At 71.3% G+C, this 21,100-nt stretch carries 22 protein-coding genes; 16 read left to right on the top strand and 6 right to left on the bottom strand.

The annotated features are described in order from the left end of the window. Nucleotides 1-8: 8 nt before the first annotated feature. Both OHB01_RS23775 and OHB01_RS23780 read right to left on the bottom strand, forming a co-directional pair. Nucleotides 9-587, bottom strand: a complete 579-nt coding sequence (locus OHB01_RS23775; RefSeq protein WP_328854004.1) for a GNAT family N-acetyltransferase — start codon at nt 585-587, stop codon at nt 9-11. A gap of 44 nt (nt 588-631) precedes the next feature. Further along, nucleotides 632-1,108: a YbaK/EbsC family protein gene (locus OHB01_RS23780; protein ID WP_142644954.1), complete on the bottom strand. Its 477-nt coding sequence runs from the start codon at nt 1,106-1,108 to the stop codon at nt 632-634. A gap of 126 nt (nt 1,109-1,234) precedes the next feature. On the opposite strand from OHB01_RS23780, the gene OHB01_RS23785 reads away from it, so the two are divergent. Both OHB01_RS23785 and OHB01_RS23790 read left to right on the top strand, forming a co-directional pair. Beyond that, complete coding sequence (locus tag OHB01_RS23785; RefSeq protein WP_240970789.1) at nt 1,235-2,089, top strand: L,D-transpeptidase family protein; 855 nt, start codon at nt 1,235-1,237, stop codon at nt 2,087-2,089. 403 nt (nt 2,090-2,492) lie between these two features. After that, nucleotides 2,493-2,930 (top strand): SAV_6107 family HEPN domain-containing protein, encoded by a 438-nt coding sequence (locus OHB01_RS23790; protein WP_076432068.1) that lies wholly within the window; start codon nt 2,493-2,495, stop codon nt 2,928-2,930. A 142-nt stretch (nt 2,931-3,072) separates the two neighbouring features. Here the strand turns inward: OHB01_RS23790 and OHB01_RS23795 are convergent, their stop codons facing one another. From OHB01_RS23795 to OHB01_RS23810, 4 genes are all read right to left on the bottom strand, one after another. After that, the gene (locus OHB01_RS23795; RefSeq protein WP_142644955.1) at nt 3,073-3,504 is read right to left on the bottom strand and encodes a type II toxin-antitoxin system VapC family toxin; all 432 of its coding nucleotides are present in this window, start codon (nt 3,502-3,504) and stop codon (nt 3,073-3,075) included. Next, complete coding sequence (locus tag OHB01_RS23800; protein WP_142644956.1) at nt 3,497-3,766, bottom strand: hypothetical protein; 270 nt, start codon at nt 3,764-3,766, stop codon at nt 3,497-3,499. Before OHB01_RS23800 ends, OHB01_RS23795 begins: the two co-directional genes overlap by 8 nt. 66 nt (nt 3,767-3,832) lie before the next feature. Then, nucleotides 3,833-5,077 (bottom strand): arginine deiminase, encoded by a 1,245-nt coding sequence (locus tag OHB01_RS23805; RefSeq protein ID WP_142644957.1) that lies wholly within the window; start codon nt 5,075-5,077, stop codon nt 3,833-3,835. Nucleotides 5,078-5,264: 187 nt separating this feature from the next. Next, a complete protein-coding gene (locus OHB01_RS23810) occupies nt 5,265-5,759 on the bottom strand; it encodes a transcriptional regulator (RefSeq protein WP_030508976.1) in 495 nt (164 codons plus the stop codon). A gap of 490 nt (nt 5,760-6,249) precedes the next feature. Between OHB01_RS23810 and pyrR the strand changes: the two genes are divergently transcribed. From pyrR to metK, 14 genes are all read left to right on the top strand, one after another. Next, a complete protein-coding gene (gene pyrR, locus OHB01_RS23815) occupies nt 6,250-6,807 on the top strand; it encodes a bifunctional pyr operon transcriptional regulator/uracil phosphoribosyltransferase PyrR (RefSeq protein ID WP_168065543.1) in 558 nt (185 codons plus the stop codon). After that, a complete protein-coding gene (locus tag OHB01_RS23820) occupies nt 6,804-7,739 on the top strand; it encodes an aspartate carbamoyltransferase catalytic subunit (RefSeq protein WP_142644959.1) in 936 nt (311 codons plus the stop codon). The genes pyrR and OHB01_RS23820 overlap by 4 nt, the downstream gene beginning before the upstream one ends. Then, nucleotides 7,736-9,067, top strand: coding sequence for a dihydroorotase (locus tag OHB01_RS23825; protein ID WP_205829666.1), 1,332 nt, complete (start codon nt 7,736-7,738; stop codon nt 9,065-9,067). The genes OHB01_RS23820 and OHB01_RS23825 overlap by 4 nt, the downstream gene beginning before the upstream one ends. Then, entirely contained in the window at nt 9,064-10,290 is a 1,227-nt protein-coding gene (carA, locus tag OHB01_RS23830) for a glutamine-hydrolyzing carbamoyl-phosphate synthase small subunit (RefSeq protein ID WP_328854005.1), read from the top strand. The genes OHB01_RS23825 and carA overlap by 4 nt, the downstream gene beginning before the upstream one ends. After that, nucleotides 10,283-13,561 (top strand): carbamoyl-phosphate synthase large subunit, encoded by a 3,279-nt coding sequence (carB, locus tag OHB01_RS23835; RefSeq protein ID WP_147942211.1) that lies wholly within the window; start codon nt 10,283-10,285, stop codon nt 13,559-13,561. Before carA ends, carB begins: the two co-directional genes overlap by 8 nt. Nucleotides 13,562-13,740: 179 nt before the next feature. Continuing rightward, nucleotides 13,741-14,598, top strand: a complete 858-nt coding sequence (locus OHB01_RS23840; protein ID WP_142644963.1) for a dihydroorotate dehydrogenase electron transfer subunit — start codon at nt 13,741-13,743, stop codon at nt 14,596-14,598. A gap of 21 nt (nt 14,599-14,619) precedes the next feature. Then, nucleotides 14,620-15,594, top strand: a complete 975-nt coding sequence (locus tag OHB01_RS23845; protein WP_142644964.1) for a dihydroorotate dehydrogenase — start codon at nt 14,620-14,622, stop codon at nt 15,592-15,594. Beyond that, entirely contained in the window at nt 15,591-16,289 is a 699-nt protein-coding gene (gene pyrF / locus OHB01_RS23850) for an orotidine-5'-phosphate decarboxylase (RefSeq protein ID WP_142644965.1), read from the top strand. The genes OHB01_RS23845 and pyrF overlap by 4 nt, the downstream gene beginning before the upstream one ends. A 219-nt stretch (nt 16,290-16,508) precedes the next feature. Continuing rightward, nucleotides 16,509-16,832 carry an integration host factor, actinobacterial type gene (mihF, locus tag OHB01_RS23855; protein ID WP_030450375.1) on the top strand — a complete coding sequence of 108 codons (324 nt, stop codon included), beginning with the start codon at nt 16,509-16,511 and terminating at the stop codon, nt 16,830-16,832. 38 nt (nt 16,833-16,870) lie between these two features. Then, complete coding sequence (gene gmk, locus OHB01_RS23860) at nt 16,871-17,515, top strand: guanylate kinase (protein WP_260617010.1); 645 nt, start codon at nt 16,871-16,873, stop codon at nt 17,513-17,515. A 13-nt stretch (nt 17,516-17,528) separates the two neighbouring features. Continuing rightward, entirely contained in the window at nt 17,529-17,792 is a 264-nt protein-coding gene (gene rpoZ, locus OHB01_RS23865) for a DNA-directed RNA polymerase subunit omega (protein ID WP_030508986.1), read from the top strand. 14 nt (nt 17,793-17,806) lie between these two features. Then, the gene (gene coaBC, locus OHB01_RS23870; RefSeq protein ID WP_142644967.1) at nt 17,807-19,225 is read left to right on the top strand and encodes a bifunctional phosphopantothenoylcysteine decarboxylase/phosphopantothenate--cysteine ligase CoaBC; all 1,419 of its coding nucleotides are present in this window, start codon (nt 17,807-17,809) and stop codon (nt 19,223-19,225) included. Between the two features lie 67 nt (nt 19,226-19,292). Further along, entirely contained in the window at nt 19,293-19,661 is a 369-nt protein-coding gene (locus OHB01_RS23875; RefSeq protein WP_142644968.1) for a hypothetical protein, read from the top strand. A gap of 186 nt (nt 19,662-19,847) precedes the next feature. Next, nucleotides 19,848-21,035, top strand: coding sequence for a methionine adenosyltransferase (metK, locus tag OHB01_RS23880; protein WP_147942210.1), 1,188 nt, complete (start codon nt 19,848-19,850; stop codon nt 21,033-21,035). The last annotated feature ends 65 nt before the right edge of the window (nt 21,036-21,100 follow it).

Here is a 21,100-nt window from a genome sequence, read left to right on the forward strand (position 1 = left end):
CGGTCCCGTCAGCTTTCCTCTGCCCCGGCGGCCTCGCGCTCGGCCAGCGGCAGCCGCACCCCGGCGATGACGTACTCCTCGTAGCCGCCGGGGAAGACGAACCGGGTCATCAGGTCGGTGAACCCGACGTCCCGGTAGAGGTGCCGGGCCACCGTGGGGGCGTCGTGCGTCGACAGCACGGCCGTACGCTCCGGGCGGCCCTCGCACAGCGCGTGGATCATCCGCCGGCCGACGCCCCGGCCCTGATGTTCGGGGCGCACGTGGATCTCGGCGATCTCCAGGGCGTCGCCGAACCAGTCGTCCGCCACCAGCGGCCCGGCCCGGTCCTGCAGCGCCCCCCGCACGACGTCGTGCCACCACTGCCCCTGGCCGCCGTGGAAGCCGTACGCGAAGCCGACGATGACGGAGGTCCGCGCCTCCTCCGCGAGCACGCAGTCGAAGTCGGGATAGGTGGCGTGGTTGCGCATGATCGCCATACGGCCCGCGAGCTGGTCCGACGGCGGGCGCATGGCGACCGTGTAGATCTCCAGCACGGTGTCCAGCACGGCCCTGAACTCGTCGGGCCCCACCCGTCGCAGTCGGATCACTCGTCGCACACTAGCAAAGCGACGCCGGGCCGGTTCGGCAGGCGTCACTCCACATCCGCCGACGTGCCTCCAGTGATGCGCAGCAGCTCGTCATAGGAGGTCGGGAAGACGGTGTGGGGGTGCCCGGCGGCGGCCCAGACCACGTCGTGCTTGCTCAGCCAGGTGTCCACCAGCGTCCGTACGGGCGCGGGGTGGCCGACCGGGGCGACGCCGCCGATGGGCTGCCCGGTGTGCTCGCGGACGAACTCCGGCGTGGCCCGCCGCACCTTCGCCGCGCCCACGAGGCGCGCGATCAGATCGGTGTTCACGCGATGGGCGCCGCTGGTCAGCACCAGCAGCGGCGCGCCGTCCGCGTCGAAGATCAGGCTGTTGGCGATCGCGCCGACCTCGCAGCCGAGCTGGGCCGCCGCCGTGGCGGCCGTCGGCGCGGCCTCATCGAGCACGACGACCTCGCCCGTCACCGCGTGGGCCCGCAGGGCCTCCTGAACCCGGGCGACGTTCGGATGCAACTTTTCTGCCACCCGGTCACTCTAAACGGATTGCCAGGACATACGCGGCCGATTATGGCCACTTACGATCACGCGGCTCACAATCGGACCGTAAGGTGAGTCCTTTGATCGAGAAACCGGCTTATGAGGGGGTTGGTCATGATGAGGGGTCGACGGAGACTACTCGTCGCGGCCGGGGTCGTGACGTTCGCGACGGCCTTCGCGGCGACCGGCGCCGCGGGCACGGCCCAGGCGAGCACCGCCGCACCGGCGGAGGCCGTGCTCGGGGCGCTTCCCGCGCTCTCGCCGTCCTCGGCGCTCCCGGCGCGGGCCGCCGTCCCCGCACGCGCCACCGGTTACGCGCCGTTCACCGCCCCGGGCAAGACGCTCAAGCTCGGCGCCAAGGGCTCCGCCGTCAAGGCGCTGCAGGCCCGGCTCAAGGAGCTCGGGTATGTGCCCGGCAGCATTGACGGACGGTACGGCGGGGCCACGCAGATGGCGGTCTGGGCGTTCCAGAAGGTGCAGGGGATCACGCCGACCAGCACGATCGCCGCCCGCACCTGGCGGGCGCTGGAGAACCCCCGGGCGCCCAAGGTCCTGGTGCCCAGGGGCAAGGCGAACCGTGTCGAGGTGAACCTGACCAAGCAGGTGATGGTTCTCTATCGGGGTGGCGTGCCGGTGCTGATCAGCCACATCTCCAGCGGCAGCGGCATCCCCTACACCGAGTGGGCCACCTGGAACGGCAAGCGGCAGCGGTTCTCCGGCAGCGCCCGCACGCCGACCGGCGACTACAGGACCACCTGGCGGGTCAAGGGCTGGCACCGGTCCTACCTGGGGCAGCTCTACAACCCCATCTTCTTCAACGGCGGCATCGCGCTCCACGGCGCGCTGTCGGTGCCGCTCTACCCGGCGTCGCACGGCTGCGTGCGGCTGCCCATGAGCGTGGCCGAGATCCTGCCGGGCATGCTCGGCACGGGCGTCCCGGTGCACGTCAGGGGCGCCTTCAGGCGCTGACTCCCTTCAGGAGGGGCCCCGCGCGAGATCGTCGCGCGGGGCCCCTCTGTCGTCCGCCCCGCTCGTTTCGAACGCGATCCTCGAACACGTTTTCGTTGACAGTCTTGACAGGGAACATGATCGAATCTATGTTCGATGGAGTGGGCGTGGGACTCGCGGCTCGCGCCCACCCCGTTGGTTCCGTGCCTTCGTCGTCGGCGGAGACGGATGCGGCACGGCCCGCGGCGTGGGCCGGACGGGGAGAGGGGAAGCTCCTCGTCCGGCCGCCCACGGGAGCCTGGGAAAGCGCCGGGCGATCTCGAGCGGTTCGCGGGATCTCCGGCCGGCGAAATTGTCGGTGCGATCTGCGACTGTGAGGTCACCGGCGACCTTCGCCGGAGTGCCACGACTCAAGGAGGCGGGCATGACTGAGCAGAACGACGATCAGAAGAGCGGGCCCCGGCTCTCGCAGGCGGTTCTGGCACACCTCGCGGACGCCAGGGCATGCCTCGCTGACGCCACCGTCGGGCCCACACCCGCGGACCGCTACGTCTCGGCCCATCTGGCGGCTCTCCGCGCCGCCGCCGGGATCCTCGCGGCTCGTCCACGTCCGATGGACGGCCGCAGGCGGCGGCTGCGCAGCGCCTGGGAGCTGCTCCCGGAGGCCGAGCCCAAGCTCGCGGACTGGGCGGCCTACTTCGCGGTGAGCGCGACCAAGCGCGCGGCGGCCGAGGCCGGCATGGTCCGCGCCGTCACGCAGAACGACGCGGAGGAAATCATAGCGGAGGCGGACAGGTTCGTCGGCGAGGTCGAGTCGATCCTCGGCCTGCCCGGCCGTCCCACCCTCCCCATGGCCGGCTGACCCCGCACCCCGCCCATGCCCGCCCGACGCCGAACCCACGGCCGGCTGGCACCGAGCCCTGCCCAGGCGGGCTATGGAGCGGCCATGCGTTGGGGCTCTCGCTCGGGATCGCGTCAGGCCTCACCAGCGTGTCCCACGGGGCCTATTCGTCGGGGTCGGCGATCTCGATGATGCGCAGCGGGTTGTCCAGGGCACGGGACGGTCGCTGCCATTTGCCGCCGCGCAGGGTGAGGATCGGGCAGACCGAGACGTCCGCGATTGCGGCGGCGTGAGCGTCATGGATGTCGAGGCCGGTGACGGCCATCGTGTCGACGAGCTTGGCGGATTGTGCGATGCCGTCCAGCGGGGCGACGACGGCATGCTCGAACGCGGCCAGGCCGGCGAGCAGGGCCTGGGCGTCCGGCGTGCCGCGGCCGTCGAGGAGTGCCCCGGCGGCCGCCAGTGCGGGGACGACGAGAGTCTGACCGGCCCGGTCGAAGTCCTGCAGGAGGCCGATGACGTCGGCGTCCCCGCGGGCGACGTCGGTCAGCACGCTGGTGTCGAGGATGTACGGCGTGGGGGTGAAGTCACTCACCGGACGCTGCTGGGAAACCATGCTCGGCGAGCTGGCGGTTCACGTGCCGCATCATGCGGGCCACCCGTTCGGGGTCGGCCTGGCGGGCGCGTTCGCGCAGCAGGGCGAGCGCGCGCTGGTCGGTGATGCGCTTTTCCGCGATGGCGTCGTTGAAGACGGCGGCCACGCTGGTGGCCTTGCCGGTCGCCACGAGGTGCTCGGCGTATTCAAGGACGCCGGGGTCCACGGTGATCGTGATCCGCGCCTTCCTGTCTCCGCTCATACCCGGGATCATACCGACGCTGCTCGCGCGGTGCGGGGATTCAGGCCGGTGGGATCGCGGCTGTGGTCAGACGGGGTCGCGCTCCAGAGGGCAGCTCATGCACCGCGGCCCGCCGCGCCCGCGGCCGAGCTCGCTGCCCCGGATGGTGATGACCTCGATGCCGTGCCTGCGCAGGTGGTTGTTGGTCGTGGTGTTGCGCTCATAGGCCACGACCACGCCGGGCTCCAGCGCCAGCACGTTGCAGCCGTCGTCCCACTGCTCGCGTTCGGCCGCGTGCACGTCCTGCGTCGGCGTGAGGACCTTGATGTCGTCGAGGCCGATGGCCCGGGCGATCGCCTTGTGCATGTCCTCCGGCGGATGGTCGGTGATCTTCAGCTCCTTGTCGGTGTCGCCCGGCTCCACCGTGTAGGACGGGAGCATGCCGAGCCCGGCGTATTTGGTGAACACGCCCACGTCGACGTTGGTCATGACAGTGTCGAGGTGCATGAACGCGCGGGTCTTGGGCAGGACGAGCGCCACGATGCGGGTCGCCGACCCCGCTCGGAACAGGTTGGTCGCCAGCATCTCCACGGCCTGCGGCTGGGTGCGCTCGCTCACCCCGACGAGCACGACGCCGTCGCCGAGCACCAGGACGTCGCCGCCCTCGATGGTGGCCGGGGCCATGCGCACGCCCTCGTACCAGACGTTGAAACCGCCGCCGTCCGGGTTGCCGTAGCCCGGGGCGAACAGCGGGTGCCACCGGTAGACCGCCTCGTAGTTGACGGTCTCCCGCCTGCGGGCCTTCTTGCGCATCGGATTGATCGACACCCCGTCGTATATCCAGCAGGAGGTGTCGCGGGCGAACAGGTGGTTGGGCAGCGGCGGGAGGACGAAGTCGTCCAGGCCGAGGGTGTGGAAGACGATGGAGGCCGGGTCGCAGCCCAGTTCGAGGATCTCGCGTTTGGTGATCCCGCCCGTCAGCAGCGGCGCGAGCGCGTCCGCGTCGAGGGCGTCGAGCGTGTTGCGGATCGCGTCGGCGGTCAGGGGGCCGAACCAGTGCTCGTCGACGCTGCCGTCGAGGATGTGCTTGCGCGCGTCGGGGATCTCGATCACCTCCCGGAGGAGGTCGCCGAGGTGATGCACCTCGACGCCGCGCCCGGCGAGCACCTCGCACCACTCCCGGTGCTCCTCCAGAGCGCGCTGCACCCACAGCACGTCGTCGAACAGCAGGGCGTCCTTGTTGCCCGGGGTGAGCCGCTTGAGCGCGAGTTCGGGTATGTCGACCAGAACCCGGCGGAGCCTGCCCACCTCGGAGCCCACGAAAAACGTCATGTCCTGCCTATCCCCGCGTGGCGGGAATCAGTCGTACGGGCGGCTCCCCGTCGCGGAGACGCCGCCCGTGACGAAGGGGCCCGCCGACGCCGATGCCGCGAAGGCGCCGCCCGGACCGCTCCAGGCACGGCGCGTGCCGGAAACGACCGGCATCGCCGCGGGGAGCCGGGTGCGGACCCGTGGGAGGTCAGAAGGACTCGACGGCGCGGCGGGCCTCCGCGTCGAGCACGCCCCAGTGGATGAACTCCTCGGTCAGCTCGACCGGCGACTTGTCGTAGATGACCGCCAGCGAACGCAGGTCCTCCTGCCGGATGGACAGCACCTTGCCGTTGTAGTCACCCCGCTGGCTCTGGATGGTCGCGGCGTAACGGGCAAGCGGACCGGCCTTGTCCTTCGGCAGCTGCGAAAGGCGCTCAAGGTCGATGACCAACTTGGGAGCGGGCGCAAGCGGGCTGGGGGCGGCTCCGCCCGGAAGAAGCTCCGACACCGGCACTCCGTAGAAATCCGCGAGCTCGGCGAGCTTCTGCACGGTCACCGCGCGGTCGCCCCGCTCGTAGGAGCCCACGACGACGGCCTTCCACCGTCCGCGGGACTTCTCTTCCACACCATGCAGGGACAGCCCCTGCTGGGTCCGGATGGCGCGCAGGCGCGCGCCCAGCGACTTGGCGTAGTCAGACGGCATCGTGTGGCCCCCGGCTTTCTATGTCTCTTCTCACTTGATTGTGCGTCCTTGTCCTAAGCGTTCCGTACACCGGGGCTGGTGCCCGAGACCGGCACCTTCGGTGACCGCTGCGTCGGGTTTTACCCAGGAAGGTCGCGTGTTGTGGTTACGGACAGTGACGGTAAAGCCGACACTCCCAAAGGTCAAGCTGATTGGAAAAAAGAGCGTGAAACAGTGCTCTCACCGAAATCACCGACACCCGGTGTGATGCGGCTTCCGATCCCCGGCCCGTCTCTCGCCCGTCTTCCGGACGTCCCCGGCGCGTCCCCGTGAACGGCGCCGGAGGGTCCCCGAAGGCCCCGGCACGTCCTCGTCACGCCGAGGGCGAACACCCCCTGCGGTGGCATCACCCCTGGCGGGAGGGGGGTTCGCAGACGGCCCTGATACTCTAAGCAGAACCGACACCCTTTTAAGACCCGTCCCGTGAGGCGGGAAAGGTGGTGACTTTTTGATGTCTGATGCCCGAAATCAGGCCCGCGCCGTACTGGAAGGGCCCGACATCCACCGGGCGCTCACCCGGATCGCACACGAGATCCTCGAACGCACCAGGGGCGCGGAGAACGTCGTCCTGATCGGTATCCCCACCCGCGGCGCCACTCTCGCGCACCGCATCGCCGGGCGCATCGCCCAGTTCGAGGGGATCAAGGTCCCCGTCGGCGCCATCGACGTCACGATGTACCGCGACGATCTGCGCCTGCGGCCCGCGCGCCCGCTCGGCCGCACCGAACTTCCCCAGAACGGCGTGGACGGCAGGACCGTCGTCCTCGTGGACGACGTCCTCTACTCCGGCCGCACCGTCCGCGCCGCGCTCGACGCGCTGAACGACGTGGGCAGGCCCAGGGCCGTCCAGCTCGCCACGCTCGTCGACCGCGGCCACCGCGAGCTGCCGATCCGCGCCGACTACGTCGGCAAGAACCTGCCGACCTCCAAGAGCGAGAAGGTCAAGGTCTTCCTTGAGGAGACCGACGGGCGCGACGCGGTCGTGCTCATCAAGGAGGACGACCGATGAAGCATCACCTGATCTCGACCGGCGACCTCACCCGCGACGACGCGCTCCTCATCCTCGACACGGCCGAGGAGCTGGCGCAGGTCTCGCAGCGGTCCATCAAGAAGCTGCCCACGCTGCGCGGCCGCACGGTGGTGAACCTCTTCTTCGAGGACTCCACCCGGACCCGCATCTCCTTCGAGGCCGCGGCCAAGCGCCTGTCGGCCGATGTGATCAACTTCTCGGCCAAGGGGTCGAGCGTGTCCAAGGGCGAGTCGCTGAAGGACACCGCGCTCACCCTGGAGGCCATGGGCGCCGACGCCGTGGTGATCCGGCACAGCGCCTCGGGCGCGCCGCACCGCCTGGCCACCTGGGTGCGCGGCAGCGTGGTCAACGCCGGGGACGGCACCCACGAGCATCCCACCCAGGCGCTGCTCGACGCCTTCAGCATCCGCCGCAGGCTGGGCCGCCTGGAGGGCCTGAAGATCGCCATCGTGGGCGACGTGCTGCACAGCCGGGTCGCCCGGTCCAACGTGCTGCTGCTGCACACGCTCGGCGCGGAGGTGACGCTCGTCGCCCCGCCGACCCTGCTTCCGGTTGCGGTCGAGACCTGGCCCTGTCAGGTCTCGTACGACCTCGACGCCGTGCTGCCCAAGTCGGACGTCGTGATGATGCTGCGGGTCCAGCTCGAACGGATGAACGCGGCCTACTTCCCCTCGGCGCGGGAGTACAGCCGCCGCTACGGCCTCGACCGCGAGCGCTTCGCCCGCCTGCACGACGACGCCGTCGTCATGCACCCCGGCCCGATGAACCGCGGCATGGAGATCTCCGCGGAGGTCGCCGACTCGCCGCGCTCGACGATCGTCGAGCAGGTCACCAACGGCGTGACGGTCCGGATGGCCGTCCTCTACCTGCTGCTCGGCGGTTCCGAGCCCGCGATCGGAGGCGCCGAATGAGCACGTACGACCTTCACGGGGGAACTGTGAACACCATCCTCATCAAGGGCGCGCGGATCCTGGGCGGCGCCCCGGGCGACATCCTGCTGCGCGACGGCGTCGTGGCGGAGACCGGCGACCTCGCGGGCGCCAAGGCCGACCAGACGATCGACGCCGACGGGCTGGTCGCCCTGCCCGGCCTGGTCGACCTGCACACCCACCTGCGCGAGCCCGGCCGGGAGGACGCCGAGACCGTCGAGACCGGCACCCAGGCCGCGGCGCGGGGCGGATACACCGCCGTCCACGCGATGGCCAACACCTCCCCGGTGGCCGACACCGCGGGCGTGGTGGAGCAGGTCTGGCGGCTCGGCCAGGAGTTCGGCCACTGCGACGTGCAGCCCGTGGGCGCGGTGACCTCCGGCCTGGAGGGCCGCCAGCTCGCCGAGCTCGGCGCGATGGCCGACTCCGCGGCCCGCGTGCGGGTCTTCTCCGACGACGGCAAGTGCGTGTCCGACGCCGTGCTGATGCGCCGGGCGCTGGAGTATGTCAAGGCGTTCGACGGCGTCGTCGCCCAGCACGCCCAGGAGCCCAGGCTGACCGAGGGCGCCCAGCTCAACGAGGGCGAGGTGTCGGCCAGGCTCGGCCTGACCGGCTGGCCGGCGGTCGCCGAGGAGGCGATCATCGCGCGCGACTGCCTGCTCGCCGCGCACGTCGGCTCCCGGCTGCACGTCTGCCACGTCTCCACCGCGGGCTCCGTCGAGATCATCCGCTGGGCCAAGTCGAAGGGCTGGGACGTGACCGCCGAGGTCACCCCCCATCACCTGCTGCTGACCGACTCCTGCGCGGAGAGCTCGCCGCTCGGGCCGTACAACCCGATCTACAAGGTGAACCCGCCGCTGCGCACCGCCGACGACGTACGGGTGCTGCGCGAGGCGCTGGCCGACGGCACGATCGACTGCGTGGCCACCGACCACGCGCCCCACCCGGTCGAGGACAAGGAGACCGAGTGGGCCGCGGCGGCCATGGGCATGATCGGCCTGGAGACGGCCCTGTCCGTGGTCCAGGAGGCCATGGTCGAGACCGGCCTGCTCGACTGGGCCGGCGTCGCCGACCGCATGTCCGCCCGGCCGGCCAGGATCGGCAGGCTCGCCGGCCACGGCCGCCCGATCGAGGCCGGAGCCCCCGGCAACGTCACCCTGTACGACCCGTCGGTCCGGCAGCCCGTGGACCCGTCCGCGATGGCGTCGAAGAGCCGCAACACCCCCTACGAGGGGCTGACCCTGCCCGGCCGCGTCGTCGCGACGTTCCTGCGCGGCCGCCCCACCGTTCTCGAAGGGAAGCTCGTATGACAGCCCTGCTCGTGCTCGAGGACGGACGCGTCTTCGAAGGAACCCCGTACGGCGCGGTGGGCGAGACGTTCGGCGAGATGGTCTTCAACACCGGCATGACCGGCTACCAGGAGACGCTCACCGACCCCTCCTACCACCGCCAGATCGTGGCGATGACCGCCCCGCACATCGGCAACACCGGCGTCAACGACGAGGACCCCGAGTCCGGCAGGGTCTGGGTAGCGGGCTACGTGGTGCGCGAGCCGTCCCGGATCCCGTCGAACTGGCGCTCCCGCAGGACGCTCGACGACTACCTGCGCGACCAGGGCGTGGTCGGCATCGCGATGCCCGGCACCCGCGCCCTCACCCGCCACCTGCGCGAGCGCGGCGCGATGCGCGCGGGCGTCTTCAGCGAGGGCGGCGACATCGACGAGCTGGTCGAGCGGGTGCGGCGCTCGCCCGGCATGGAGGGCGCCGACCTGGCCCGCGAGGTCAGCACGGCCGAGCCGTACGTCGTGCCGGCGCGCGGCCGCAAGCGCTTCACCGTCGCCGCGGTCGACCTCGGCATCAAGGCGATGACGCCGGAGCGGATGTCCGAGCGGGGCTGCGAGGTGCACGTGCTGCCGGCGACCGTCACGGCGGCCGACATCCTCGCCCTCGACCCGGACGGCGTCTTCTTCTCCAACGGCCCCGGCGACCCCGCCACCGCCGACTACGCGGTCGAGTCGCTGCGCGAGGTGCTGGACGCGGGCGTGCCGTTCTTCGGCATCTGCTTCGGCAACCAGATCCTCGGGCGGGCGCTCGGCCTCGGCACCTACAAGCTGCGGTACGGCCATCGCGGGGTGAACCAGCCGGTGCAGGACCGCAGGACGGGCAAGGTCGAGATCTCCGCGCACAACCACGGCTTCGCCGTGCGCGCGCCGCTCGACGGCCCCTTCGAGACCCCGTACGGCGCGGCCGAGGTGAGCCACGTCAACCTCAACGACGACTGCGTGGAGGGGCTGCGCCTGCTGGAGCGTCCCGCGTTCAGCGTGCAGTACCACCCCGAGGCGGCCGCGGGCCCGCACGACGCCGCGTACCTGTTCGACGAGTTCTGCGAGCTGATGGAGCGCGGGAGGGAGCGAGGGAGCGGCGCGCAGCGTGCCTCCCTGCCTGCGAGCGAGGCTCGGTCATTCGGCGCGCCCCCGGCACGACGGAGCGCGACCGAGGACACCGACGACAAGAAGGGGGCCGAGGGTGCCTAAGCGTACGGACATCAGGTCCGTCATGGTGATCGGCTCCGGCCCGATCGTCATCGGACAGGCGTGCGAGTTCGACTACTCCGGCACCCAGGCCTGCCGCGTCCTGCGCAGCGAAGGCTTCCGGGTCGTCCTCGTCAACAGCAACCCCGCCACGATCATGACGGACCCGGAGTTCGCCGACGCCACCTACGTCGAGCCGATCACGCCGGACATCGTCGAGAAGATCATCGCCAAGGAGCGGCCCGACGCGCTGCTGCCCACGCTGGGCGGCCAGACGGCGCTCAACACCGCCGTGGCGCTGCACGAGGCGGGCGTGCTCGACAAGTACGGCGTCGAGCTGATCGGCGCCGACATCGACGCCATCCAGGCGGGGGAGAACCGCGAGCGGTTCAAGGAGATCGTCGCCAAGGTCGCCGCCGAGCGCGGCCTCAACGCCGAGTCGGCGCGCAGCGCGATCTGCCACACGATGGACGAGTGCCTGGCCGCGGCCGGCGAGCTGGGCTACCCCGTCGTGGTCCGCCCGAGCTTCACCATGGGCGGCGCCGGCTCCGGGTTCGCCCACGACGAGGCCGAGCTGCGCCGCATCGCGGGCGCCGGCCTCGACGCGTCCCCCACCACCGAGGTGCTCCTGGAGGAGTCGATCCTCGGCTGGAAGGAGTACGAGCTCGAGGTCATGCGGGACCGCAACGACAACGTGGTCATCGTGTGCTCCATCGAGAACATCGACCCGATGGGCGTCCACACCGGCGACAGCGTGACGGTGGCGCCCGCGCTGACGCTGACCGACCGCGAATACCAGAACATGCGCGACGTCGCGATCGCGGTCATCCGCGAGGTCGGCGTGGACACCGGCGGCTGCAACATCCAGTTCGCGGTCGACCCGAAGACCGGCCGCATGATCGTCATCGAGATGAACCCGCGCGTGTCGCGGTCGTCGGCGCTGGCGTCCAAGGCCACCGGCTTCCCGATCGCCAAGATCGCCGCCAAGCTCGCCATCGGCTACACCCTCGACGAGATCCCCAACGACATCACCAAGGAGACCCCGGCGTCGTTCGAGCCGTCGCTCGACTACATCGTGGTCAAGGTGCCGAGGTTCGCGTTCGAGAAGTTCGCCGGGGCCGACCAGACGCTCACCACCCACATGAAGTCGGTCGGCGAGGCGATGGCGATCGGCCGCTCCTTCCCCGAGGCGCTGCAGAAGGCGCTGCGGTCGATGGAGAAGAAGGGGTCGTCGTTCACCTGGGCGGGCGAGCCCGGCGACCTGGACGAGCTCCTGGAGGCCTGCCGCAGGCCGCACGACGGACGGCTGCGCACCATGCAGCAGGCGATCAGGGCGGGCGCGACCCCCGAGCAGATCCACGAGGTCACGTCGGTGGACCCGTGGTTCGTCGACCAGCTCTTCGCGATCGACGAGGTCGCCCGGTCGATCACCGCGCTCGACCGGCCCACCCTGGAGCTGGCCAAGCGGCACGGCTTCAGCGACGCGCAGATCGCCGAGATCCTGGGCGTGCCGGAGCCCGAGGTGCGGGCCGCGCGCCACGAGCTCGGCGTCCGGCCCGTCTACAACACCGTGGACACCTGCGCCGCCGAGTTCGCCGCGCGCACGCCGTACCTCTACTCCACGTACGACGAGGAGACCGAGGTGCCGGCAGGGGACCGGCCCAAGGTGATCATCCTGGGCAGCGGGCCCAACCGCATCGGCCAGGGCATCGAGTTCGACTACGCCTGCGTGCACGCGTCGTTCGAGCTGTCCAGGGCCGGCTACGAGACCGTGATGGTCAACTGCAACCCCGAGACCGTCTCGACCGACTACGACACCTCCGACCGGCTCTACTTCGAGCCGCTCACGCTGGAGGACGTCCTGGAGGTCGTGCACGCCGAGCAGGAGACCGGGCCGGTGGCCGGCGTCATCGTGCAGCTCGGCGGCCAGACGCCGCTCGGGCTCGCCCAGGCGCTCAAGGACGCGGGGGTGCCCGTGGTCGGCACCTCGCCCGAGTCGATCCACCTCGCCGAGGAGCGCGGCGCGTTCGGGCGGGTCCTCGCCGAGGCCGGGCTGCCCGCGCCCAAGCACGGCACCGCGACGACCGTGGAAGAGGCTCAGGCCGTCGCCGAGGAGATCGGCTATCCGGTGCTCGTGCGGCCGTCGTACGTGCTCGGCGGCGCCGGCATGGCCATCGTGTACGACGAGGACACCCTCGGGGCGTACATGGCGAAGGCGGCCTCCGAGCACCCGGTGCTGATCGACCGGTTCCTCGACGACGCCATCGAGATCGACGTGGACGCGCTGTTCGACGGCGAGGAGCTCTACCTCGGCGGCGTCATGGAGCACATCGAGGAGGCCGGCATCCACTCCGGCGACTCGGCGTGCGCCCTGCCGCCGATCACGCTGGGCGGCTTCGACATCAAGCGGATCCGCGCGGCCACCGAGGCCATCGCCCGCGGGGTGGGCGTGCGCGGCCTGCTGAACGTCCAGTACGCCATGGCCTCCAACGTGCTGTACGTCCTGGAGGCCAACCCGAGGGCCAGCCGTACGGTGCCGTTCGTGTCCAAGGCGACGGCGGTGCCGCTGGCCAAGGCGGCGGCGCGGCTGATGCTGGGCGCGACGATCGCCGAGCTGCGCGCCGAGGGCATGCTGCCGGCCGGCTACGACGGCGGCACGCTGCCGCTGGACGCGCCGGTCGCGGTCAAGGAGGCGGTGCTGCCGTTCAACCGGTTCCGCGGCGTGGACACCGTGCTCGGGCCGGAGATGCGCTCGACCGGCGAGGTCATGGGCATCGACGAGTTCTTCGGCACGGCCTTCGCCAAGTCGCAGTCGGCGGCCTACGGCGCGCTGCCGACCAAGGGGCGGGCGTTCGTCTCGGTCGCCAACAAGGACAAGCGGGCAATGATCTTCCCCGTGAAGGCGCTCGCGGACCTCGGCTTCGAGATCCTTGCCACGGAGGGCACCGCCGAGGTGCTGCGCCGCAACGGCGTACGTGCCAAGATCGTGCGCAAGCACAGCGACGGGACGGGTCCCGACGGTGAGCCGACGATCGTGCGGCGCATCCTCGACGGGGAGGTGGACCTCATCGTGAACACCCCGTTCGGCAGCCCCGGTCAGGGCGGGCCGCGCCTCGACGGGTACGAGATCCGCACCGCCGCCGTCAGCCGCGGCATCGCCTGCATCACGACCGTCCAGGGCCTGGCGGCGGCCGTGCAGGGCATCCAGCACATCGTCAGGGGTGACATCGACGTGTGTTCCCTGCAGGAACACGCCAGGAGGCTGCGAGACTGAGCGCGGAGGGCGCGCTGGCAATCTGGACTGAGGAGCGAGGGGGGCGAGGTACGAGCGACCCGGAGCGACGAGGGCTGGGTACACTGCGCGCCTCCGGCACGACCAAGCCGGCTCAGGCGCCCGTTCGAACGGAGCGGGCGCCATGAGCAGGGCGCGCGCCATAGGCAGGGAGGAAGGGAGTGGCCGGGAGTCCGGTTCAGGTCACGGGCACGGTGCTGACGACGCGCCGCGTGGACGCCTACCATGCGCTCACGGTCGTCGCGCCGGGCATCGCCGACCGGTTCCGGCCGGGCCACTTCGTCACGGTCGCCGTCGGAGGCCGCAACTCCTCGATGCTCACCCGGCGGGCCTTCACGATCCACGACGTGAAGCCGGACTACGGTGGCACGGTGGAGCTCGTCTTCGGCGTGCGCGGTGCCGGGACGGCCTGGCTCGCCGACCTCCGGGCGCGCGACACGCTCGACCTGGTCGGCCCGCTCGGCCGTCCGTTCCCCCTGCCCCGCGACCCCTGCACCTGCGTACTGGTCGGCGACGAGCACGGCGCGGCGCCGCTGTTCGCGCTGGCGGACGCGCTGCAGCAGCGGGGCTGCCGCATCGACTTCGTGCTGGGGGCGCCGTCGGCCGACCGGGTCTTCGGGGCGCTGCGGGCCCGCAGGATGGGCGAGACGACCACGCTGACGACCGAGGACGGCTCGCTCGGCATGCGCGGCACGGTGACCGACGTGCTGCCCGGCGTGATCGCCGACGCGCGGGCCGACGCGGTCTACGCGTGCGGGCCGATGGCGACGCTGCGCGGCGTCACGGCGGTCGCCGCCGAGTTCGGCATCCCCGTGCAGGTGGCCGTGGAGGAGTCCATGGCCTGCGGCATCGGGGTCTGCATGACGTGCGTGGTGCCGGTCATCGGCGACGACGGCGTGACCCGCATGGTCCGCGCCTGCACCGAGGGGCCGGTGTTCCGGGGCGAGCGGGTGCGGTTCGACGACGTCGGGACGATCCCGTTCGACGCGCTCGGCGCGCCCGGCGGACGGCATGCCTGAGCCGGGGCGGGGGAGGCGGCCGTGACCGCCGACCTGCGGACCTACCTGGCCCATGTGGAGCTGCCCAACCCCGTGCTGACCGCCTCGGGCTGCGGCGGGACGGGCCGCGAGCTGGCCCAGTTCTCCGACGTCCACCGGCTGGGCGCCTTCGTCACCCGGTCGATCACCATGGCCCCGCGCGCGGGACGGCCGACGCCGCGGATGGCCGAGACGCCCTCGGGGCTGCTCAACGCCGTGGGCCTGCAGGGCCCGGGAGTCGAGGCGTTCCTGGAGCGCGAGCTGCCCTGGCTGGCCGAGCGCGGAGCCCGCACGGTCGTGTCGATCGGCGGCGGCACCGTGACCGAGTACACCGCGCTGGCACGGCGCCTGGCCGGCGTCGAGGGCATCACCGCCGTGGAGATCAACCTGTCGTGCCCGAACGTCGAGGACCGCGGCAGGGTGTTCGCCCGCGACGGGGCCGCCGCGGCGGAGGTCGTGGCCTCGGTGCGCGCGGCCACGCCGTACGAGGTGCCGGTGATCGCCAAGCTGTCCCCGGACGTGGCGGACATCGTCGCGGTCGCCCGCGCGTGCGTGGACGGCGGCGCCGACGCCCTCGCCATGATCAACACCCCGGTGGGGATGAGCATCGACGTGGACACGATGCGCCCATCGCTCGCGGCCGGCACCGGCGGCCTGTCCGGCCCCGCCGTACGGCCCCTGGCGGTGCGCTGCGTGTGGCAGGTGCACGCGGCGCTGCCGGGAGTGCCCATCATCGGCATGGGCGGCGTGACGACCGGCAGGGACGCCCTTGAGCTCGTCCTGGCGGGCGCCTGCGCCGTCGCTGTGGGCACGGCGCTGTTCCATGACCCCTACGCCTGCCCACGCGTCCTGAGGGAGCTTGAGGAGCTTCTGCAGGAGCGCGGGTTCGACCGGCTCGCCGACGCCGTGGGCCTGGCCCACCGCCCGGCGGGCGCGCAACCACGAACACGCACAGACCTCGAGGAGAGTTCGCTTTGACCACGCCCGCTCCCATCGCCGTCGCCCTGGACGCGCCCGACATGGAGACCGCGGCCCGCTGGGCCGGCCTGGTCACCCCGCACGTTTCGACGGTGAAGGTGGGGCTGGAGCTCTACCTGCGCCACGGCCCCGACGTGATCGCCTCGGTGCGCGGCGCGAGCGGCGTGCAGGTCTTCCTGGACCTCAAGCTGCACGACATCCCCAACACCGTGGGCGCCGCCGCCCGGGCGGTCGCCCGGCTCAAGCCGACGTACCTCACCGTGCACGCCGCGGGGGGCCACGCGATGGTCAAGGCGGCCGTCGAGGCGGCCCCCAACATCCAGATCGCGGCCGTGACGCTCCTGACGTCGCTTTCCGAGGCCGATCTCGGCGAGCTCGGCATGCAGGGACCCCCTACCGACATCGCGCGCCGCATGGCCGCCGTGGCCGTCGGGGCGGGCGCCCAGGCCCTCGTCTGCTCGCCCAGGGAGGTCGCCGCCGTACGCGCGGAGGTCGGCCCGGACGTGACATTGATCACTCCGGGCGTGCGGCCCGCCGGCGCCGACACCCAGGACCAGGCGCGGGTGGCCACGCCGGAGCACGCGATCGCCCAGGGAGCCGATCTTCTGGTGATCGGACGGCCCATCACCGGGGCGCCGGACCCGGGTGCGGCGGCCGCCGGGATCGCCGCCGCGCTGCGTCGCGTGAGCGCCTGATCGGGCGTTCGCCGGCCTCGGGCGCCGTCACCTTGCGTCATCCTGCTTAGGGCCTGCTGAGGCGGTTTTGATCTACGAAGAGTGACTTTTCCAATACCAAAAGTAGTAAAATCAATTTTGTAGTCCGAGAAACCGCCCTTGACGTTGCCGTTACGGCCAAGACCAGCTAGTTTCCCCTCCCGTCCGAGTACATCGACAAGAAATTCGAGGTGACCCGGCGTGGCTCTTCCTCCCCTGACCCCCGAGCAGCGCGCCGCAGCTCTTGAGAAGGCTGCCAAGGCACGCAAGGAGCGTGCCGAGGTCAAGAACCGGCTCAAGCACGGCGCGGTTTCGCTGGCTGAGGTGCTGAAGGATGGGCAGACCGACGACGTCATCGGCAAGATGAAGGTCTCGGCTCTGCTGGAGTCGCTCCCTGGCGTCGGCAAGGTCCGCGCCAAGCAGCTCATGGAGCGCCTTGGTATCGCCGAATCCCGCCGCGTGCGGGGTCTCGGCGCCAACCAGCGCGCCTCCCTGGAGCGCGAGTTCGGCGGCGCCGAGAGCTGATCTCGGCGGCGTACGAGCGAGTTTCACGGGGGTACGGAGTGACCGACATGTCCCGGTCCGCTGGAGATCGGGCCCACGAGGCAGTCGCGACCAGCGGGTCCAGGGCACACGGCGGTGACTCCAAGCCCCGCCCGCGCCTGACGGTCCTGTCCGGTCCGTCGGGTGTGGGGAAGTCCACGGTCGTCGCCGAGCTCCGGCGGTCCCACCCAGAGGTGTGGCTGTCGGTCTCGGTGACAACCCGGAAGCCCCGGCCGGGGGAGCAGCACGGCGTGGAGTACTTCTTCGCCGACAACGACGAGTTCGACCGGCTCGTCGCCTCCGGTGAGCTTCTGGAGTGGGCCGAGTTCGCCGGCAACCGCTACGGCACGCCCAGAGGGCCGGTGCTGGAGAAGCTGGCGGCAGGGGTCCCCACCCTGCTGGAGATCGACCTGCAGGGCGCCAGGCAGGTGCGCAAGACGATGCCCGATGCCCTGCTGGTGTTCCTCGCCCCGCCGAGCTGGGAGGAGCTGGAGCGGCGGCTGCGCGGCCGCGGCACCGAGCCTCCCGACGTGATCGCCCGGCGCCTGGAGATGGCCCGGATCGAGCTGGCGGCGGAGAAGGAGTTCGATCTCACGATCGTCAACACGTCCGTCAAGGATGTGTGCCACCGGCTGATAACCTTGATGGGAAACTCACCTAGCTAGGGGAATCACTGACGTGGCAAGCAGCTCCGCCTACGCGGAAGGCATCACCAACCCGTCGATCGACGCGCTTCTCGACATCGTCGACAGCAAGTACAGCCTCGTGATCATGGGTGCGAAGCGGGCGCGCCAGATCAACGCCTACTACTCGCAGCTCGGCGAGGGCCTGCTGGAGTACGTGGGGCCCCTCGTGGAGACCCACGCCCAGGAGAAGCCGCTGTCGATCGCGCTGCGCGAGGTCTCCGAGGGCCTGCTCACCTCTGAGCCCATCGAGGGCTGAGCACCGCCTCCGTCATGACGTCTGTCGTGCTGGGCGTGAGCGCCGGCATCGCGGTCTACAAGTCCTGCGAGCTGCTCCGCCTGTTCACCGAGTCGGGGCACGACGTGCGCGTCGTGCCGACCCGTGACGCTCTGCGGTTCGTCGGCGAGCCGACCTGGGCCGCGTTGTCGGGCAATCCGGTGACCACCGAGGTGTGGGAGTCGGTGCACGAGGTGCCGCACGTGCGCATCGGGCAGTCCGCCGACCTGGTGGTCGTCGCCCCGGCGACGGCGGACGTGCTGGCGCGCGCCGCGCACGGGCTGGCCAACGACCTGCTCACCAACACGCTGCTCACGGCGCGGTGCCCGGTGGTGTTCGCGCCCGCGATGCACACCGAGATGTGGGAGCACCCGGCCACGCGGGCGAACGTGGCGACGCTGCGCGAGCGCGGCGCGATCGTGATCGAGCCCGCCGTCGGCAGGCTCACCGGCGCCGACACCGGCCCCGGGCGGCTGCCCGACCCCGCCGAGATCTTCGAGGTGTGCCGGCGGGTGCTGGCCGGGCGGCGCGAGGACCTGGCCGGCCGGCACGTCGTCGTCTCGGCCGGAGGCACCCGCGAGGCGATCGACCCCGTGCGCTTCATCGGCAACCGGTCTTCCGGGCTGCAGGGATACGCCCTCGCCCGTACGGCCGTCGCCCGGGGCGCGGAGGTCACGCTCGTCGCGGCGAACGTGACGCTGCCCGATCCCGCGGGCGCGAAGGTCGTCCGGGTCGAGTCGGCGCGGCAGTTGCGCGACGCGGTCCTGGCGGCGGCCGAGCACGCCGACGCGGTCGTGATGGCCGCCGCGGTCGCCGACTTCCGGCCCGTACGGCAGAGCGACACGAAGATCAAGAAGTCGTCCGCCGAGCCTGATCCAATCCATCTGGCGAAAAATCCGGACATCCTGGCCGAGCTGGGGGAGATCCGCCGGGCCAAGCGAGAGGCGTACGCCGCCGTGGGCGGCGGACCCGCGATCGGCGACGGCCCGGACGCTGCGCGGGAGACCCGCGACGGCCTGGGCGCCGCGCGGACGGCCGATGGGGCGGGTGGCGCGCGGGAGACCGGTGACGGCCTGGGCGCCGCGCAGGACGCCGAGGCCGTCGGGCCGGGCGCTGTGGGGGAGGCCAGGGCCGGTGCCACACGGGACGCCGGGGCCGATGGGCCGTATCCCCGGGTGATCGTGGGATTCGCGGCGGAGACCGACGACGTCCTGGCCAACGGCAGAGCCAAGCTGGAGCGCAAGGGCTGCGACCTGCTCGTGGTGAACCAGGTCGGGGAGAACCTCGCGTTCGGCACGCCGGACAACGCGGCGGTCGTCCTCACGGCGGAGGGCGGGTCCGTGGACATTCCGAGGGGTCCCAAAGAGGATCTCGCCGACGTAGTGTGGGATTTGGTGGCGCAGCGTCTCGCCTGATCTTCGCGTGGTGCCGGCGCGGGCGCCCGCCCCAGCCCCCACAGCGTGCGTCGAGGGAGCGATCGCCATGCCGGTGTCCGCCACGATCAGGGAGCGCTGCCGGGCGATGCTCGGCCCCGGAGAGGACATCCGCTACGTGTTCCCCGCGGTGGCCGTGCCGCCCCCTGCCACGATCGGTTTCCTCGTCGTGGTGACGGACCGGTCGATCACCCTGCTGTCCACCAAGATGTTCAGCAGGGACGAGCCGTCGGGGGTGTGGGCGCGTTACCCCCGCCGCACCCGTCTCGGGCCGATCGAGTTCGGGTCGGGCCCCCGCATCGAAATCGGCGGCATGACACTGGAGGTCGACGACGAGTACGCCGCCGTGGTCGCGGCGGCCGACGCGGAGGCGTTCACACCCGGTGACCTGCCCAGAGACCCTCTGCCCGATCTCTGACACGCCGTACGCGGGCGCGCCGGGCCCGCTTTCGGTCCATCATCCCGGCGACCCGAAACCGGATGGCTTCGCGGCTCCGCAGCGCCTAGGGCTAGACTCGCGTGAGCATCGAGTGACCGCGGTGGGGCGAGGCTCTACCGCCGGTCACTCATGGACGTCAGCAGCCGCTGCATGAGGAGCCCTGAGTTGTCCCGTCGCCTGTTCACCTCCGAGTCGGTCACCGAGGGCCACCCGGACAAGATCGCCGACCAGATCAGTGACGCGATTCTCGACGCCATGCTCAAGGACGACCCCAAGAGCCGGGTCGCCGTCGAGACGCTGATCACCACTGGCCAGGTCCACGTCGCCGGTGAGGTGACGACGGAGACCTACGTCGACATCCCCGCCCTGATCCGCGAGAAGATCCTCGAGATCGGTTACGACGCCTCCCACAAGGGCTTCGACGGCGCCTCCTGTGGCGTGTCGGTGTCCATCGGCGCGCAGTCGCCGGACATCGCGCAGGGCGTGGACGACGCCTACGAGCACCGCGAGGGCGAGGGCTCCGACGACTTCGACCGTCAGGGCGCGGGCGACCAGGGCCTGATGTTCGGCTACGCCTGCCGTGAGACCCCCGAGCTGATGCCGCTGCCGATCCAGCTCGCGCACCGGATGGCCCGCCGCCTGTCCGAGGTGCGCAAGAACGGCACGGTTCCCTACCTGCGTCCCGACGGCAAGACCCAGGTCACGATCGAGTACGACGGCGACCGCCCGGTCCGCCTCGACACCGTCGTCGTCTCCACCCAGCACGCTCCGGAGATCGACCTGCGGGAGATGCTGACCCCCGACATCCGCGAGCACGTGGTCGAGCCCGTGCTGGCCGACCTGGAGATCGAGACCGAGGGCTACCGCCTGCTGGTCAACCCGACCGGCCGCTTCGAGATCGGCGGCCCGATGGGCGACGCCGGCCTCACCGGCCGCAAGATCATCATCGACACCTACGGCGGCATGGCCCGCCACGGCGGCGGCGCCTTCTCCGGCAAGGACCCGTCCAAGGTCGACCGCTCGGCCGCGTACGCCATGCGCTGGGTCGCCAAGAACGTCGTCGCGGCCGGCCTGGCCGACCGCTGCGAGGTCCAGGTCGCCTACGCCATCGGCAAGGCCCAGCCGGTCGGCCTGTTCATCGAGACGTTCGGCACCGAGAAGGCGCCGGTCAACGTGATCCAGGACGCGGTGCTCCAGGTCTTCGACCTGCGCCCCGCCGCGATCATCCGGGACCTCGACCTGCTGCGCCCGATCTACTCCGAGACCGCCGCGTACGGCCACTTCGGCCGAGAGGGCTTCTCCTGGGAGTCCACCGACCGGGCCGACGCCCTGCGTACGGCCGCGGGTCTGTGACCCCCGCCTGACGGCACGCACTCCGGGCGGCGCCCGCCTCTGACGGCGGGCGCCGCCCTGGCATG

Source organism: Microbispora hainanensis, from assembly GCF_036186745.1.
Classification (GTDB): Bacteria; Actinomycetota; Actinomycetes; order Streptosporangiales; family Streptosporangiaceae; genus Microbispora.